Annotated in this window: 13 protein-coding genes and 3 tRNA genes; 15 read left to right on the top strand and 1 reads right to left on the bottom strand. The window is 71.7% G+C overall.

All coding sequences use genetic code 11. The features are described from left to right. Nucleotides 1-225: 225 nt before the first annotated feature. From DEO23_RS15535 to DEO23_RS15490, 10 genes are all read left to right on the top strand, one after another. Entirely contained in the window at nucleotides 226-1,893 is a 1,668-nt protein-coding gene (locus DEO23_RS15535) for an RDD family protein (RefSeq protein WP_240613449.1), read from the top strand. Next, nucleotides 1,890-2,780, top strand: coding sequence for a PP2C family protein-serine/threonine phosphatase (locus DEO23_RS15530; RefSeq protein WP_109276940.1), 891 nt, complete (start codon nucleotides 1,890-1,892; stop codon nucleotides 2,778-2,780). Before DEO23_RS15535 ends, DEO23_RS15530 begins: the two co-directional genes overlap by 4 nt. Continuing rightward, nucleotides 2,777-5,095 carry an FHA domain-containing protein gene (locus DEO23_RS15525; protein WP_109276939.1) on the top strand — a complete coding sequence of 773 codons (2,319 nt, stop codon included), beginning with the start codon at nucleotides 2,777-2,779 and terminating at the stop codon, nucleotides 5,093-5,095. Before DEO23_RS15530 ends, DEO23_RS15525 begins: the two co-directional genes overlap by 4 nt. After that, nucleotides 5,092-6,774 (top strand): serine/threonine-protein kinase, encoded by a 1,683-nt coding sequence (locus tag DEO23_RS15520; protein ID WP_109276938.1) that lies wholly within the window; start codon nucleotides 5,092-5,094, stop codon nucleotides 6,772-6,774. The genes DEO23_RS15525 and DEO23_RS15520 overlap by 4 nt, the downstream gene beginning before the upstream one ends. Before the next feature lie 65 nt (nucleotides 6,775-6,839). Continuing rightward, nucleotides 6,840-7,556, top strand: a complete 717-nt coding sequence (locus DEO23_RS15515; RefSeq protein ID WP_109276937.1) for an FHA domain-containing protein — start codon at nucleotides 6,840-6,842, stop codon at nucleotides 7,554-7,556. A gap of 59 nt (nucleotides 7,557-7,615) precedes the next feature. Next, a complete protein-coding gene (locus DEO23_RS15510; protein WP_109276936.1) occupies nucleotides 7,616-12,082 on the top strand; it encodes an FtsK/SpoIIIE domain-containing protein in 4,467 nt (1,488 codons plus the stop codon). 190 nt (nucleotides 12,083-12,272) lie between these two features. Beyond that, a complete protein-coding gene (locus DEO23_RS15505; protein WP_240613448.1) occupies nucleotides 12,273-12,539 on the top strand; it encodes a WXG100 family type VII secretion target in 267 nt (88 codons plus the stop codon). A 206-nt stretch (nucleotides 12,540-12,745) separates the two neighbouring features. After that, nucleotides 12,746-13,225 carry a hypothetical protein gene (locus DEO23_RS15500; protein ID WP_109276935.1) on the top strand — a complete coding sequence of 160 codons (480 nt, stop codon included), beginning with the start codon at nucleotides 12,746-12,748 and terminating at the stop codon, nucleotides 13,223-13,225. Nucleotides 13,226-13,517: 292 nt separating this feature from the next. After that, nucleotides 13,518-13,784: a WXG100 family type VII secretion target gene (locus DEO23_RS15495; RefSeq protein ID WP_109276934.1), complete on the top strand. Its 267-nt coding sequence runs from the start codon at nucleotides 13,518-13,520 to the stop codon at nucleotides 13,782-13,784. A gap of 84 nt (nucleotides 13,785-13,868) precedes the next feature. Beyond that, complete coding sequence (locus DEO23_RS15490; protein WP_109276933.1) at nucleotides 13,869-14,141, top strand: WXG100 family type VII secretion target; 273 nt, start codon at nucleotides 13,869-13,871, stop codon at nucleotides 14,139-14,141. Nucleotides 14,142-14,264: 123 nt separating this feature from the next. Here DEO23_RS15490 and DEO23_RS15485 read toward each other — a convergent pair whose 3' ends face one another. After that, on the bottom strand, nucleotides 14,265-14,753 hold the full coding sequence (locus tag DEO23_RS15485; RefSeq protein ID WP_109276932.1) for a YajQ family cyclic di-GMP-binding protein: 489 nt from the start codon (nucleotides 14,751-14,753) through the stop codon (nucleotides 14,265-14,267). Between the two features lie 169 nt (nucleotides 14,754-14,922). Between DEO23_RS15485 and DEO23_RS15480 the strand changes: the two genes are divergently transcribed. The 5 genes from DEO23_RS15480 (at nucleotide 14,923) to DEO23_RS15460 (ending at nucleotide 16,224) form a co-directional block, all read left to right on the top strand. Next, nucleotides 14,923-15,004, top strand: a tRNA-Tyr gene (locus tag DEO23_RS15480). 89 nt (nucleotides 15,005-15,093) lie between these two features. Next, nucleotides 15,094-15,166 (top strand) — tRNA-Thr (locus DEO23_RS15475). A gap of 53 nt (nucleotides 15,167-15,219) precedes the next feature. Further along, a tRNA-Met gene (locus DEO23_RS15470) sits at nucleotides 15,220-15,296 on the top strand. A gap of 87 nt (nucleotides 15,297-15,383) precedes the next feature. Next, nucleotides 15,384-15,554 carry a 50S ribosomal protein L33 gene (gene rpmG / locus DEO23_RS15465; protein WP_109276931.1) on the top strand — a complete coding sequence of 57 codons (171 nt, stop codon included), beginning with the start codon at nucleotides 15,384-15,386 and terminating at the stop codon, nucleotides 15,552-15,554. 220 nt (nucleotides 15,555-15,774) lie between these two features. Next, nucleotides 15,775-16,224, top strand: coding sequence for an FAS1-like dehydratase domain-containing protein (locus DEO23_RS15460; protein ID WP_109276930.1), 450 nt, complete (start codon nucleotides 15,775-15,777; stop codon nucleotides 16,222-16,224). Nucleotides 16,225-16,241: the final 17 nt, after the last annotated feature.

The raw sequence follows: 16,241 nt of genomic DNA, 5'->3' as shown, positions 1-16,241 counted from the left end.
ATCTGCGGTGAGTGCGGAGCCCGCTACCGGGAGTCGCCCTACGAGAAGCGGGCGACGGACGCACCCGACGCGTGGGCCCCGCCCCCGCGGCCCTCCCGGCGTCCGGCGCCCGCCGCTGCGGGGCCCTCGGATCCGGAGGGCATCGAGCTGCTGGGCAGCAGTGTTCCCGCTCCTCCGGAGCCCGGCGGCACGTCCCTGCGGCCTCCGGGCCAGTACGATCGGGGGATGGACGCACAGCACAGCGCCGAGCCCTGGGGCCGGGCGCCGGCGCCCTCGTCGGGGCAGGTCGCCGCCGGTGACGGCCGCGGGCCCCTCGCTCCGCCGTTGGACGGCTGTGCGCCGGGAGGTCCGGGCAAGCGCATCCTCGCCTACCTGATCGACGGCGTCGCCTCCCTGCTGATCGCCCTCCCGCTGTGGATCGGCGTGATCCTGGTGGCGTTCCGCACGGCACCGACCGCCGCGACCATCCTGTGCGGCGTGGGCGTCGCCCTGCCTCTCGCGTACGCCCTGGTGGTGATCTGGCTGCAGGGCAGCAAGGGCTTCACCCCGGGCACCTTCATCCTGGGGCTCCGGGTGGTGCGCGAGGACACGTCGCAGCCTCTGGGGTTCGTCCGCGCCCTGGGCCGCTACCTCGTGTTCTGGGCACTCTCCTGGCTGATGGGTCTCTCGGTGTTCCTGGACCCCCGGGGCCACGGGCGCGGATTCCACGACCGTATGGTCGGCGGGATCGTCGTCGACGTGCGCAAGGGACGCAACCCCCTGCTGCCGCGACCCGACGACTTCGAGCGCCCTGGAGCCGCCGAGTACCTCGGACGCGCCTCGGTGCCCGTGGACGTGCGGGAGAACCTCACGGCCCGTCCGGGAGCCGCATGGGAGAGCACCGGAGGGGACGCCGCGGCAGCGGAGCAGGAGCCCGCCCGCTCCGAACACCGGGGACAGGATGCCCAGCCCGCCCGACCGAGCGCGGACGGTGACGTCATCACCTCCTCACCGTGGGCACCACCTCGCGAGCAGTCCGGGCCTCCCGCCCCGCAAGCGTCGTCGGCCCAGGCGCCTGCGGCCCAGGCGCCCTCAGGAGGGGAAGCGGAGCCCGCTCGTCGCACGACCCCGTCCTCGGCGGATGCTCAGCAGGGCGAGCAGCACTCGGTCGGGCACCAGGACCCACCGGCCGTGATCGACCCCTGGGCGCCGCCCGGGGCCGCCCCGAGCCCGAGCGTCGCCCCGAGCTCGAGCGTTGACCCGGGCCCGAGCGGCGGACCGGGCCCGAGCATCGACCCGGACCGGCGGGCGGAGGCTCCGCAGGTCCCCGTCGAGTCGTCGGAGCCGGCCGCCGCGACCCCTCCCGGTTCGAGCGCGGCATGGACCTCGTCCCCGTCCCTGCCCACAGGAGCTGCCTCTCCCGACGATGCCCGGGGGACGGCCGCGGCCGGGCCCTCCGACGCCTCCCCGTCACGGGACGGACAGCCAGTGGCAGCTGCCGGCGTCGAGGAGTCCACGCGCGCCGCGCAGGCCCCGGTGGACGATGACCTCGGCGACCTCGAGGCCACCCGCATCTCGCCGCTGCGTCGTCCGACGTACCGGCTCCGTCTCGACGACGGTACCGTGCACGAGGTGCGCGGCCGCGCCGTCCTCGGCCGCAACCCGCTAACGCAGGACGACCTCGCGAGACTGGTCGTCGCCGACGACACCCGTTCGGTCTCCAAGAACCACCTGCGGATCGAGGCCGCCATCGAGGGCCTGACGGTCGAGGATCTCGGATCCACCAACGGATCGGCCGTGATCCTCGCCGACGGAACCCGCCAGGACCTCGACCCCCACACGCCCATGTCCCTGCCCGACGGCGCCGCCCTCGCGGTCGGGGACCGCACCTTCACCGTGGAGCGCATGCAGTGATCGACCCCTCTCTGACCGACCCCGACCTGCCCGGCACCGTCCGTGTGCGCTCCGCGCACGCGACCGACGTCGGCCGCGTGCGCGAGACCAACGAGGACTCGGTGCTGGACGTGCACCCCATCCACCTCGTCGCCGACGGCATGGGCGGGCACAACGCCGGTGAGGTCGCCAGCGCGATCGCCGTAGAGGAGTTCGAGAAGCTCACCGTCCAGGAGAACGTGACGATCGAACAGCTCGGCGAGGCCCTGCGCGGCGCCGGCACCCGCATCACCTCCCTGAGCGGGGACGACGAACGCGGCGCCGGCACCACGGTCGCCCTCGTGGCCACGGCCGTCCTGGACGGTGTGGGCTACTGGGTGGTGATGAACCTCGGCGACTCGCGCGTCTACCGTCTCTCCGGCGATCTGTTCGAGCAGGTCAGCGTCGATCATTCGGTGGTGCAGGAGCTCATCGACCACGGTGACCTCACGGAGGCGGAGGCACGCATCCACCCCTACCGCCACATGATCACCAGGGCCCTCGGGGTCGGTGACGCCCCCGACCCGGACTACTGGCTGATCCCCACGGAGATCGGGGACCGGATCCTGGTGTGCTCCGACGGCCTGACCAACGAGCTAGAGGACGCCGAGATCGAGCAGCTTCTGCGCACCTCGGCCGATGTCGAGGAAGCCGCGGAGACCTTCGTCCGTCGGGCCGTCGAGGCCGGCGGCCACGACAACGTCAGCGTCGTGGTGGTCGAGGCGACGGGCGTGGCCGGGCTCCCCTCGGGCCGCTCGCAGCAGGTGGAGACGGATGCTCCGGCGTCCGCCGTCGAGGTCGCCCTCGAGGTCGAGGAGGACACGCTCCCGCGCGGGAGTGAGGCCGCCGACCAGGACACGCAGAGGTGAGCGAGACCCCCTCGCTGCTCGGTCGCGGAGCCTGGTTCAATCCCGGACCCGCGACCTTCGTGCAGCGTAGAGCGGGGTGGATGCTGTTGGTCCCCGGCGTCAAACGATCCCTCGTGGAGTCCGCCTGGAGCGTCCTGGGAGACCCTCCCGATGCCGAAGCGGTTCTCGAGAAGCTCGCCGCCGGCAGTGAGTTCGAGACCGAGGACCGTCTCCCGCCCGTGCTGTTCGCGCTGGGCGACGGGACGGAGGTCACCCTCGGGGTGAGAGGCACCAGCCCGCTGGCCGTCCACACTCCCGAGGGGTGTTCGCTGCTGGCCGGGACGGCCGACGGCCCCGCCGTGATCTCCCCGCTCACCGACGTCCGTCGCGTCGCCTTCGGGGACCTGCCGGCGGAGGAGCCGGGCGCGGCGCTGCGCATCGTGGAGGGCATGTGCCGGGTGCGCGGATTCCTCACCATGTGCGTGGACCCCGAGGACCTCGACGACGCGGCGCTCACGCAGCTGCAGCGGGAGGTCGAGGAGCAGGGCCGGTCCATCGCCGATCCGGAGGCCAAGGAGCGCGCCGCACAGAAGGCTGCCGAGAGGAAGGCCGAGTCCGAGCGGCGGGAGGCCGAGCGGGAGAAGGAAGCGGCCGCACGCCCAGGCCCCTCCGCCTCGTCGCGGCCCTCGGGGTCCTCCACCCCGCCCCCGAGCGTCACCGGGCCGCGGGCATCCGGGGCCGCCGCCGCGCCGAGCATGTTCGACGACCTCTTCTCCGCGAAGACTCCCGTGGACCAGGAGCACGAGGTGGGCGCAGCGACTCCGGCGCCCGAGGGCGATGCACCCCGCGAGCCGGCGCAGGCCGCCGCCCCGTCCTCCCTCGAAGAGCCCGTGGCGCAGGAGCCGGCACCGCAGGAGCCGGCTCCCCGGGAGGCGGCACCGCAGGGGCAGCCGGCCCGAGAAGCGGAATCGACGGGGCCGCGCGATGCGCCCGTCGCACAGGCGCCCGCCCCGACTCCTGCACGATCCTCCCGGCTGCTGTCCTCCTCCTTGTTCGACCGGCGCCGACGGCCGACGGGGACGAGCACGGTGCCGAGCTCCGCCGCTCCCGCAGCGCCCAGGCCGGTGACGGAGGGGACTGCCGCGTCCGGGACGTCTGCCGCCGCGTCCGGAACGCCTGCCTCCGCGTCCGAGGCGCCCGGCTTCGGCGCGTCCCCCGACCCGGTCGAGGACGGCGCGTCGTCCCCGATCACCCGCATCGAGCCCGTCGACGCCGAGGACGCGCAGGAGAGCCCGCCGGAGGAGACGCCGGGCCGTTCCGGCTCCGGTGAGACGAGCGAGCTGGGAGCCGTGATCGGTGAGAGTGGCGGCGCCTACGACGACCTCTTCGGGCGCACGCTCCACCGCAGCATCGAGGCCGCCGCCGTGCGTTGCGGCGGCGAAGGAGCCGAGGAGTCGCAGGAGCCCGACGCGGCCCCGGCCGCCGACGAGGAGCCCGTCCGCGGCGGCGATGGCCGAGCCCCCGAGACGACCCTCGACGCCGAGCCCTTCGGCCTCGAGGAGACGGGGACGGAGCGCGGGTCGGGCGCTGAGCACGGGGCGGGTGCAGAGTACCGGACGGACACCGATGCCGTTCCCGAGGAGAGCACGGGCAGCGACTTCATCGACTGGGTGCCCGGGATGCGTCGGACCACGCCGGAGGTCCAGCGCACCGCCGCTCGCGCGAGGGCGGCCGTCGAGAGGCCCGCCCCGACCCCGGCACGGTCCCCGGACCCGGCCGTGCCCGACCCGGCCACCGGCGCCGCCAGCACACCCGAGGTGCCCGCCCCTGTGCCCGCCTCCTCGAACGGGCAGGCCCCCACGGCCCCCGCCCAACCGGTGACACTGCCGGGCACCGTCTGCGTGCATCGGCACGCGAACCCGCCGGAACTGACCCGCTGCCGTTGGTGCGATGCGCCCATCGAGGGACCCGTCCGCACGGTGGCACGCCCGCCCCTGGGCCTGATCGAGATCAGCACGGGCGGCAGTTTCCTGCTGGATCGTTCGGCGATCGTCGGCCGCCGCCCTCGCGCCTCCCGAGTCAGCGGCGACCACGTGCCGCAGCTGATCACCGTGCCCAGCCCCCAGCAGGACATCTCCCGCTCGCACCTCGCGCTGCGGCTCGAGGGGTGGCACGTGCTGGCCGAGGACCTGCAGACGACCAACGGCACGACTCTGCTGCGCGCTGGGGACCAGCCGCTGCGCCTGCACCCGGGCCAGAGTCCCGTGCTCGCCGACGGCGACGTCCTGGACCTGGGCGACGGCGTGAGACTCCGGCTGCGCGGGAGGCCGTCATGACCTCGAGGCCACCTGCCCGGCCGCCCTCCCTGGAGGGCTACGAGTTCGAGAAGCTGCTGGGATCAGGCGGTTTCGCCGACGTGTTCCTCTACCGCCAGCAGCGCCCCCAGCGTCGGGTCGCGATCAAGGTGCTCTCGGCCAGCGTCCTGGACGAGAGCGTGCGCCGTCAGTTCGATGCCGAGGCGAACGTGATGGCGACGATGTCCACCCATCCCTCGATCGTCACCATCCACCAGGCCGACGTCACCCCCGAGCACACGGCGTGCATCGTGATGGAGTACTGCCCGCGCCCGAACTACGGCGCGCGGTTCCGTCGTGAGCGGATCTCGGTGGCAGAGGCGCTGAGGGTCGGTGTGCAGATCGCCGGAGCCGTCGAGACGGCGCACCGGGCGGGCATCCTCCACCGCGACATCAAGCCGGCCAACATCCTGGTCACCGAGTACAACCGGCCGGCGCTCACGGACTTCGGGATCTCGGTGGCCGCCGGCGGCTCCTTCGAGCCGGACGACAGCCAGGGCCTGTCGATCCCGTGGTCGGCTCCCGAGGCCTTCGCCGATCCGCCGCGCGCCGAGGTGCGCAGCGACGTCTTCGCGCTCGCCGCGACCGTCTACTCGCTGATCGCGGGCCGCACCCCGTTCGAGCGGCCCGCCGGCAGCAACTCGGCGAGCGACCTGATCGCGCGGATCAGCTCGGAGCCGCTGGCACCGCTGAGCCGCCCCGACGTGCCCGAAGCCCTGAACCGGGCGCTGTCGGTGGCGATGGCCAAGGCCCCCGAGGGCCGCTACGAATCGGCGCTGGCCTTCGGACGTGCCCTGCAGCAGGTCGAGATGGCGATGTCGCTGCCGATCACGCAGATGGACGTGCTCGACGAGCACGGCCCCGCGCACCCGGCCGAGCACACCGGTGAGAACGACATCGAGGCCCACACCAACATCCGGCGGGTCTCCACGGTCGACCCCGATGCGCCGTCGCGTCCGGTGCTGGACCCGTACGCAGGAGTCGCCGACTCGGTGACGGATCGGCGGCGGGTGGACGACCGGGGACGTCCCCGGTCCGAGGAGGACACGGCGACCCGGCTGCGTCCTGCCGCAGCGCCCTCCACCTCGCGACCTCCCGCCCCGATCGGCTCCGTCGCTGCCGAGCAACGATCCGTCGGGGGCGCTCACGCCACCGGCAGCGCCGCCTCCGCGGAGCCCGGCCGCCGGCGGGGCCCCGTCTGGCCGTTCGTGGTCCTCGCCTGCGTGCTCGTGGTGGGACTGGGCGTGGGCACGATGGCGTTCGTGCGCAGCACCTTCGTGGTCCCGGAGGAGCCGACGACGACGGCCGCCACCACCCAGGACACCTGGGAGGTCCAGGCCGAGGACCTGCCCACGAACGTCCAGACCACGGTGCTGGAGAAGGAGCACGGAACCAGTCCCGCGACCGTGCAGATCAGCTGGGACACGCCGCACGGGATGTCCTCGAACGACGACATCGCCGCCGAGTGGGTCGACCTGCCCGAGGAGTACGGCGACGCCGAGACGCAGACCCGGGCCCGCGGCGGATCGAGCGTGACGCTGCCGGTGCCGCTGCAGTGGGACGAGCCCTGCTTCACGCTGACGGTCGTCAGCAAGGACGGCGACGTCGGTCCGGCGACGAAGAAGACATGCATGGACGTCGAGGAACTACGCTCCTCCTGAGAAGGGGGCGGCGTGGTCGCGACGGAGCGGACCACCACGACGAGGAGCAGGGGGAGGACAGCCAGATGACAGCGTCGATCTCGGTCGAGTTCTGCGGTGAGTGGTACCGCACCGACGAAGAGGCAGAGCTGAGCATCGGCCGCGAGGCCGATTTGATCGTCGACGAGGACAATCCCTACCTCCACCGGCGCTTCCTCACCGTCTCCCGGACCGACTCGCTGTGGTGGCTCAGCAACGTCGGCTCCCGGCTCTCCGCCACCATCACCGACGGCACGGGTGCCCTGCAGGCCTGGCTCGCGCCGGGCGCGCGGCTCCCCCTGGTCTTCGACGTCACCAAGGTGGTGTTCACGGCCGGTCCCACCACCTACGAGCTCTCCGTCCACGCCGAGACGCCGGAGTTCGAGCGCAGCCCCTCGCCGGAGGACCCGGTGGGGGAGACGACGATGGGCGCCGTCCAGCTGACCGAGAGTCAGAAGCAGCTGATCCTGGCGCTCGCCGAGCCGATGCTGGTGCGCGAGGGCAGCAGCATGAGCGCGGTCCCGACCTCCGCCCAGGCCGCCGAGCGCCTCGGATGGCCGCGCACCAAGTTCAACCGCAAGCTCGACAACGTATGCGACAAGCTCGACCGGATCGGCGTGCGCGGTCTGCGCGGCGGACCCGGCAAGCTCGCGAGCAACCGACGCGCCCGGCTCGTCGAGCACGCCGTGTTCACCCGCCTGGTCACGGTCGAGGACCTCCCGCTCCTCGAGACCGCCGCCGAGGACGCCGACGACGAGCAGTGACCCTCCCCGGGCCCGGGTGAACCACCCGGGCCCCCGCCCCGACCCCGAGGAATCCCCGCATGCGCATCAAGCTCACGCTGCGCCGCCCCGAGGACCGTCTGACGGATCTCGAGGTCACGGCCGACGCGACCGCGAGCGTCGCCGACGTCGCGAACGCGCTGTATCTCGCTGACCCCCTGCGATCGGTCGACGAAGCGCCAGAAGGACTCACCCTGCAGGTCCAGGACCCGGGGGCCGGACCCGGCACCGCGGGCGTGCGGTCGCTGAACCGCGGCGCGGACCTGATCGAGGCGGGACTGCGCTCGGGCGCGGTGGTCTCGATCGCACGCTCCTCGGAGCAGTACGCGACCAGGTCGGAGGCTCGCGGAGCCCCCGTCGCCCTGCTGCGCGTGCTCTCCGGGCCCGAGGAGGGCCGCGAGTTCCCGCTGCCCAGCGGCTCCAGCGTGATCGGACGCGAGGGCGACATCGACATCCGCATCGCCGATGCGATGCTCTCCAAGCGCCACGCCCGGATCAACGTCGCCGACGCCGTCGAGATCGTCGACCTGCGCTCGTCCAACGGCGTCCTGATCTCCGGCGAGAAGGTCGAGCAGGCCGTCGTCGGGCCCGCCGACACCGTCGAGGTCGGGGGCACCACCTTCTCGATCATCATGCTGCACCGGGCCGGGGGCGGTGCGCAGAACTCCCCGGTCGTCGAGTTCAACCGCTCGCCGCGGGTGGTGCCCCGCTTCGAGTACCGCGAGCTCACGCCGCCCCAGCCCCCGCGCGAGCCCACCCCGCAGTTCTTCCCGATCTTCATGATGTTCGCGCCGCTGCTGATGGGCGGCCTGATGTTCGCGGTCACCCGCAGCCCCTACTCGCTGATCTTCGTGTTCATGATGCCGATGATGGCGACGGCCGGGTACCTCAACCGCAAGTACCAGAACCGCAAGCAGCTCGAGCGGAGCATCAGGAACTTCGAGGAGGGCCTCGCCTCCCTGAAGAGACGGGTGACCGCCGCCCAGGACCTCGAGAGGGCCGTGCGGCTGGTCGAGACCCCGTCCACCGCCGACGCCGTCGACTCCGCGTACCGCCTGGGGCGGCTGCTGTGGACCCACCGGCCCGAGCACGAGGCCTTCACGACGGTCCGACTGGGGCTGGGCGTCGCCGAGTCGAGGGTCGCGATCCCCATGCCCGGCGAGAACGACACCATCGCGAAGTACTGGGACCAGCTCGAGGACATGCACGAGGAGTACCGCACGATCGCGGGCGTGCCCGTCGTCGGCGACCTGCGCGAGTCCGGCGGCATCGGCGTCGCCGGAGGAGGGGAGCAGGCAGATGCCGTGGCCCGCGGCCTGGTCACCCAGCTGTTCGCGCTGCATTCGCCGACGGACCTCGCGATCGCCGCGCTGACCTCGCGCTCCTCACGCCGGCTCTGGGAGTGGCTGAAGTGGCTGCCGCACACCTCGAGCCCCCACTCCCCGTTGCCCGGTGATCACATGGCCGACGGACCCACCTCGGGGCTCGCGTTGATCTCCCGCATCGAGGAGCTCATCGAGGAGCGCTCGGGAGGGGAGCCGCCCGCGCTGCGTCGAGCCGTCCGGGTCGACATCTCCGCCGAGCCCGAGCAGGCCCCCGACCCCGTCACCCCGAACCTGGTCCTCGTCGTCGAGGACGATGCCCCCGTGGACCGAGCGCGCCTGGTGCGCATCGCCGAGCGCGGTCCCGACGTCGGCGTGTTCGTGATCTGGTCCGCCCCGAACGTCGCTGCGCTGCCGGCCGCCTGCCGCACCTACCTCTCCAGCGAGGAGAACGTCGAGGGCGCCAGCGCCGGCATCGTCCGTCGCGGCGAGCGGTACTACCCGGTCAGCGTCGAGACCCTGGCCCTCGAGGCGGCGGCGGGCGTGGCCCGCCACCTCTCTCCGGTGATCGACGCGGGTGTGCCGATCGACGACGACTCCGACCTGCCGCGCGCGATCTCGTACCTGACCCTGGCCGGCACCGACCTCGCCGAGGCGCCCGGGGCCGTCGTTGAGCACTGGAAGGAGAACGGATCGCTGGTGCCGCGGGACGGTGCCCCGCCCGTGCCCCGCAAGCACGACGCGACCCTGCGGGGCCTGATCGGCCACGACGGCCAGGACGCCTTTCATCTGGACCTGCGTACCCACGGCCCGCACGCCCTGGTGGGCGGGACCACCGGCGCCGGCAAGTCCGAGTTCCTCCAGGCCTGGGTGATGGGCATGGCCACCGCCCACTCGCCCGACCGCGTCACCTTCCTGTTCGTCGACTACAAGGGCGGGTCCGCCTTCGCCGACTGCATCGAGCTGCCGCACGCGGTGGGCATGGTCACCGACCTCTCGCCGCACCTGGTGCGGCGCGCCCTGACCTCGCTGCGGGCCGAGCTGCAGTACCGGGAGCACCTGCTGAACCGCAAGAAGGCCAAGGACCTGGTGTCCCTCGAGCGCACCGGTGATCCCGAGGCGCCGCCCAGCCTGATCATCATCGTCGACGAGTTCGCGGCCCTGGCCAAGGAGGTCCCCGAGTTCGTCGACGGAGTCGTGGACGTCGCCGCCCGTGGTCGCTCGCTGGGGCTGCACCTGGTCCTGGCGACCCAGCGACCGGCGGGTGTCATCAAGGACAACCTGCGGGCGAACACCAACCTGCGGATCGCCCTGCGCATGGCCGACGAGGCCGATTCCAAGGACATTCTGGGCGACGTCATGGCGGCCCACTTCGACCCGGGCATTCCCGGTCGCGCGGCCGCCAAGACCGGTCCCGGACGGATCGCGACGTTCCAGACCGGGTACGCCGGCGGCTGGACCACCGACGAGCCCGAGCGGGCCCGCATCGACATCGTCGAGAAGGAGTTCGGCACCGGCGACATCTGGGACGTCCCCGCCCCGCCCCGCCCCGATCGCAGCGAGCTGGGGCCCAACGACATCTCCCGCATGGTGCGCACGATCGGACGCGCCTCCGAGGAAGCCGGCGTGCACGCGCCGCGCAAGCCCTGGCTCTCCGAGCTCGCCCCCGCCTACGACCTCGCCCTGCTGCCCAGCAAGCGCACCGACGAGGACCTCCTGCTCGGCGTCATGGACGTGCCGGAGAACCAGGACCAGCCGACGGTCTCCTACCTCCCCGACCGCGACGGCAACATGGCGATCTACGGCACCGGCGGATCCGGGAAGTCCACGACGCTGCGCACGATCGCGATCTCCGCGGCCAGCGCCACCGCCCGCGGCGGCCCCGTGCACGTGTACGGCCTCGACTTCGGTGCCTCGGGCCTGCAGATGCTCGAGGAGCTCCCGCACGTGGGCGCGATCATCGCCGGCGACGACGAGGAGCGCGTGATCCGCCTGCTGCGCACCCTGCGCGGCGTCATCGACGAGAGGGCGAAGTCCTTCGCCGCGGTGCGGGCGGGCTCGATCGCGGAGTACCGGGAGCTGTCCGGGAAGTCCACGACCCCGCGCATCCTGCTGCTGGTCGACGGCATGGCCGCCTTCCGCGAGGCGTATGACTCCTCGAGCCTGACCAAGTGGTTCACGACCTTCGTGCAGATCGCGACCGACGGCCGCCAGGTGGGTGTGCACGTCATCGTCACGGGCGACCGGCCGAACGCGGTGCCGACCTCCCTGGGGTCCTCGATCCAGCGTCGTCTGATCCATCGCATGGCCTCGCCCGACGACTACTCCGGCTTCGGGGAGGCCAAGGACGTGCTCGACGGCTCGTCGCCTCCTGGCCGAGCGATCCTCGAGGGGCACGAGGTGCAGGTCGCCGTCCACGGCGGCGACTCCAACGTCGCCCTGCAGTCGCGGGAGGTCTCCGAGCTCGCCCGCGCCATGCGGCGGGCCGGTGTCCCCGGTGCGCCGCGGGTCGAGTCCCTGCCGGAGCGGGTCGAGCTCTCGCGCCTGCAGCAGGTCGTGGACGGCCGTCCCGTCATCGGCGTGGGCGACGAGGACCTCGCCGAGATCACCCTCGAGCCCCGCGGCGCGTTCATGGTGACCGGGCCCGTCAGCTCGGGTCGCACCACTGCCGTGCGCACCATCGCCACCGGCCTGAAAGCCCTGCCCGGAGGGATGCGGCTGGTGCGGTTCTCGGCACGCCGGAGCCCGCTCACCGGGCTGGACCTGTGGGACGTCGAGGCGTCGGACACGGAGCGGGTCAAGGAGCTGGCCTCGCAGCTGCTGGCCACCGTGGAATCGGGGAACCTCGAGGAGGGCCGGCTCGCCCTCGTGCTCGACGGGGTCGCCGACTTCACCGGCAGCGGGGTCGAGAACGACCTGGACCGCCTGGTGCGCGCCTGCGTGCGCGAGGGCCAGTTCGTGATCGGCGAGAACGAGACCAGCACCTGGCGCCAGGCCTATACGCTCGCCCAGCCCTTCAAGGCAGGACGCAGGGGACTGATCCTCCAGCCCGGCGACACCGACGGCGACTCGCTGCTGGGCACCCCGCTGGGCAGGATCCGCACGGCGGACTTCCCGCCCGGGCGCGGGTTCCTCGTCGCCTCCGGTCGCGCCGCGAAGCTCCAGGTCGCCCAGATCACGGAGTGACCGGAGGCGGGAGGCCACGTGATCGCGAGGCCGACTGTCCACATGGGGAGTACTCCCCATGTCGCTCCTGAACGGTTCTCCCTACAGTGGTCCCAGGAGCACGGCGGGACGGCGCCGGCCCCTCGCGCGGGAACCACTCCCGCCACGGGTCCCGCGAGAGCGGGCCCGCGAGAACCAGGAGGAGCAGGCAATGGCCCAGCAGGGTATGGACGTCGAGCAGGTGCAGCAGATCGCCAAGCAGCTCAGCGATGCCGCGGAGGACATCACGACCATCGAGAAGGACCTCACCTCGGGACTCCGGGACGTCGACTGGGAGGGCCCCGATGCGGACGACTTCCGTGGCACCTGGGAGTCGGACGTGGTCCCCGCCCTGCAGCAGATCATGAAGGCCGTGGAGGCCCTCGGCTCCTCGGCGGCCAAGAACGCTTCCGAGCAGGCCGCCGTCTCCTCGCACTGACGCGCCGCCGATCCCCGTCACGGGGACCGTCACGGGCCCGGACCGCAGCACGCGGTCCGGGCCCGTTCTCGTGCTCCTCGCCGGCGCTGTCCCCGCCGGCGCTGTCCCAGTCGCCGCCTCCCGGTTCGTCCACAGCCGTCGATCCGGCGCTCCGGAGCCCTGGTAGATTCGCGGCGACCCCGGGGCCGGGACGGACGGAGTGACCGATGACGGTGCAGATCACCTACCCGAACGAGGACTTCCCGCCACCGGTGGGCTTCACGCTCGAGATCCCCGACGACTGGGAGACGCTCGCCGTCCCCGGTGTGCAGATGGCGGTCGCGGAGCCACGCGTCGAGGGTCGCTTCCGCAGCAACGTGGTGGTGACCATCCAGCGCTGTCCCGCGGGGACGCCCGTGGAGAGCATCCGGACGAGCCTGGAGACGAGGAAGTCCGCTCTGCCGCAGCTCGAGGAGCTCGGGACCGGTGAGCTCGAGCTCGAGGGCGTCACCTGGATCGCGAGCGAGTACGGCTACACGCAGCCCGGACAGCGCACCGTGGTCCAGGCGACGCGCTGCACGATGCTCCCGCGCTCGGAGCACGTCAGCGATCTCCTCGAGGTGGTCGGCAGCTGCGGCAGCGAGCACGCCGACGAGCAGATCGGCCGCCTGCGCGCGATCCAGGACTCCGTGCGCCCGGTCGGCTGAACGGCAGGGCCCGCCCCGTCCCGATGCGCCCGCAGCGCCCTCCGAAACCCCCGTGGGGAGCCGGATGTGGACGGTCGAGCGCTGAGGAGGACGGCCCGCGGGACGTGTGACCTGGAGTGATGCTGTTCGTGGGGCCCGAGAGGCGTGCATGGGTACTTCTCCCCATCGCCAAGCCACATCCGACTGAATACTGTTGAGTCATCACCTGGAGGACAGGGGAGGACGGGTCGGCAGCCACCGCCCACACCCCGACGAGGTGGGACAGGTACGAACACCGAACAAGGAGTGGACCATGGCCAAGAAGGGCATGAACCCGGACAACGTCCGCCAGATGGCGCAGAAGATCAACGATGCCGCGGACGACATCATGAACTACTACAACGACGCCAAGGGCAAGGTCACCGACCTCGACTGGACCGGTGAGGACCGCGACGACTACGTCAGCACCTTCGAGGGCGACCTGCAGCAGCAGGTCCAGAAGGTCCAGCAGGCGGCGCAGGATCTCGCCGAGCGCGCCGACAGCAACGCCAAGGAGCAGGAGCAGGCCTCCTCGAAGTGATCCGGGGCCGGCACCGCTGCCGGCCGCCGCATCACCCGCTCGACATCGACCACACGCAGCAGACTTCACGAACAGGGGAACAGCATGTCTTTCAAGGGAATGGATCCGGACCAGGGCCGCGACACCGCGCAGGCCGTCAAGGACGCCGGCGACAAGATCCGCGACGCCTTCAAGGACCTCGACGGCACCGTGCAGGGTGTCGAGTGGGAGGGACCGGACGCCGACAAGTTCAAGGAGGACTGGTCGAGCTTCACCTCCCAGAGCCTGGACAGCCTCGTCGAGGCCTTCCAGACCCATGGCAAGGACCTCGAGAACCAGGCCGATCAGCAGGACGACACCTCGAACTCCAACGCCTGATCCCACCGCGCCGAAGCGGTGGGCCCGGTTCCGCAGCGTGACGACCGCTGCCGGCCCCGAGAGACACGAGACCCCCGGTCATCCGACCGGGGGTCTCGTGCGTGCCGGGGCGGGGGAGAGGTCTCAGCGGTAGTTGACGAACTGCAGCGCGACGTCGAGGTCCTTGCCCTTCAGCAGCGCGATCACCGCCTGCAGGTCGTCGCGCTTCTTCGAGGACACCCGTAGCTCGTCCCCCTGGATCTGGGCCTTCACGCCCTTGGGGCCCTCGTCGCGGATGATCTTCGAGATCTTCTTGGCCTCCTCGGAGCTGATGCCCTCCTTGAGGTCGGCGACCAGGCGCACCACCTTGCCCGACTGCTGCGGCTCACCCACGTCGATGCTCTTGAGGGAGAGGCCGCGACGCAGCAGCTTGGTCTGCAGCACGTCGAGGACCGCGAGCACACGCTCCTCCGCGTTCGCGGTCATCACGATCGAGTCGCCGCTGAGGTTCAGCGAGGCGTCGGTGCCGCGGAAGTCGTAGCGCTGCCCGACCTCCTTGACGGCCTGGTTCACGGCGTTGTCGACTTCCTGGCGGTCGAGCTTGCTGACGATGTCGAACGAGGAATCGGCCATTGCGGTCCTCCTGCGGTGCGGGGTCGAGAAGTGCTGGTCAGGACGCTGTGAGCAGCGTCATGCGCTCAGGAGGCCGATCGAGTTGGCCCTGCTGATGCGCGCCCAGTATGCTAGTTCAGGTCCGCGAGCGGACGGGGTCCCAGGACTTCGGAGCGAGCGGGCAGGACTCGGCAGGTTACCCAAGCGGCCAAAGGGATCTGACTGTAAATCAGCTGGCATTGCCTTCGGGGGTTCGAATCCCTCACCTGCCACGCCGAGGATCACCCCGTGTGATCCCAGGCACCGAGTTCGACCAGCGGTTTGCCGCCCTGCGGGGCCGCCGGTAATGTTCTCGGGGCTTGCCCTGATAGCTCAGTCGGCAGAGCATCTCCATGGTAAGGAGAAGGTCAAGGGTTCGATTCCCTTTCAGGGCTCTGATGGTTGGTCGGCCCGGTCTCAGCAGAGATCGGGCCGTTCCATCGATCGCGCCGGGGTAGCTCAGACGGTCAGAGCGCACGACTCATAATCGTGAGGTCGCGGGTTCGATCCCCGCCCTCGGTACCACGCCGGCCCCGCCGGAGTGCACGAACGCAGCCCCCTTCGCGGGGACCACGTGGCGCGGACGACGCGCCTTGGAGAAAGAGGCGAACCATGGCGAGCAAGAGCTCGGACGTGCGTCCCAAGATCACCATGGCCTGCACCGAGTGCAAGGCGCGGAACTACATCACCAAGAAGAACCGTCGGAACACCCCCGACCGTCTCGAGCTGGCAAAGTTCTGCCCCACCTGCAACAAGCAGACCGCTCACCGCGAGACCCGCTGAACGGTCCGCGCGCGAACGCACGCTTCCACGAGAGCCACCCGGGTAACCCGGGTGGCTCTCGTCGTCTGTGGGGGCGCCTGCGGGGTCCCGACGTGTCACGGCCGGTGCGCGGCGGCGGCCGAGGTCGCAGGCCGGAGGTGGCAGGATGGAGACCGTCGCGAATCGCTCCGAGAGCCGATCGCCACGTCGTCGACCCGCCCCGCAGTCCAGGAGAGCCTAGATGAGTCCCACGCCGGATCCGGCCTTCGCCGGTCGCACCTATCCCAGCGGCCCCGTCCACGTCGTCTCGGGCGCGAAGATCGCCGAGTTCGCGCGTGCCACCGGTGCCACGGACGCCGTGCACACCGATGAGACCGCGGCCCGGGCAGCCGGTCACGCCGGTCTCGTCGCCCCTCCGACCTTCCTGGTCTCCCTCGCCCAGTCGACCGAGGCGGCCTACATCGAGGACCCCGCCGCGGGCATCGACTTCTCACGCGTGGTCCACGGTGAGGAGGGCTTCGAGCTGCACCGGCCCGTCGTCGCGGGCGACCGCCTGGTCCCCACCCTCACCGTCGAGTCCATCCGCGCGGCCGGCGGCCACACCATGATCACCACCCGAGTGGACGTCGCGGACGAGGCAGGACAGAGCGTCGCCGCCGTCCGCTCCGTCATCGTCGTGCGCGGCGAGTGAGCGAAGGAGACCTCCAG

It is taken from the genome of Brachybacterium endophyticum, assembly GCF_003130585.1.
In the GTDB taxonomy this organism is placed as follows: domain Bacteria; phylum Actinomycetota; class Actinomycetes; order Actinomycetales; family Dermabacteraceae; genus Brachybacterium; species Brachybacterium endophyticum.
This window is presented reverse-complemented; position numbering and strand designations above follow the sequence as displayed.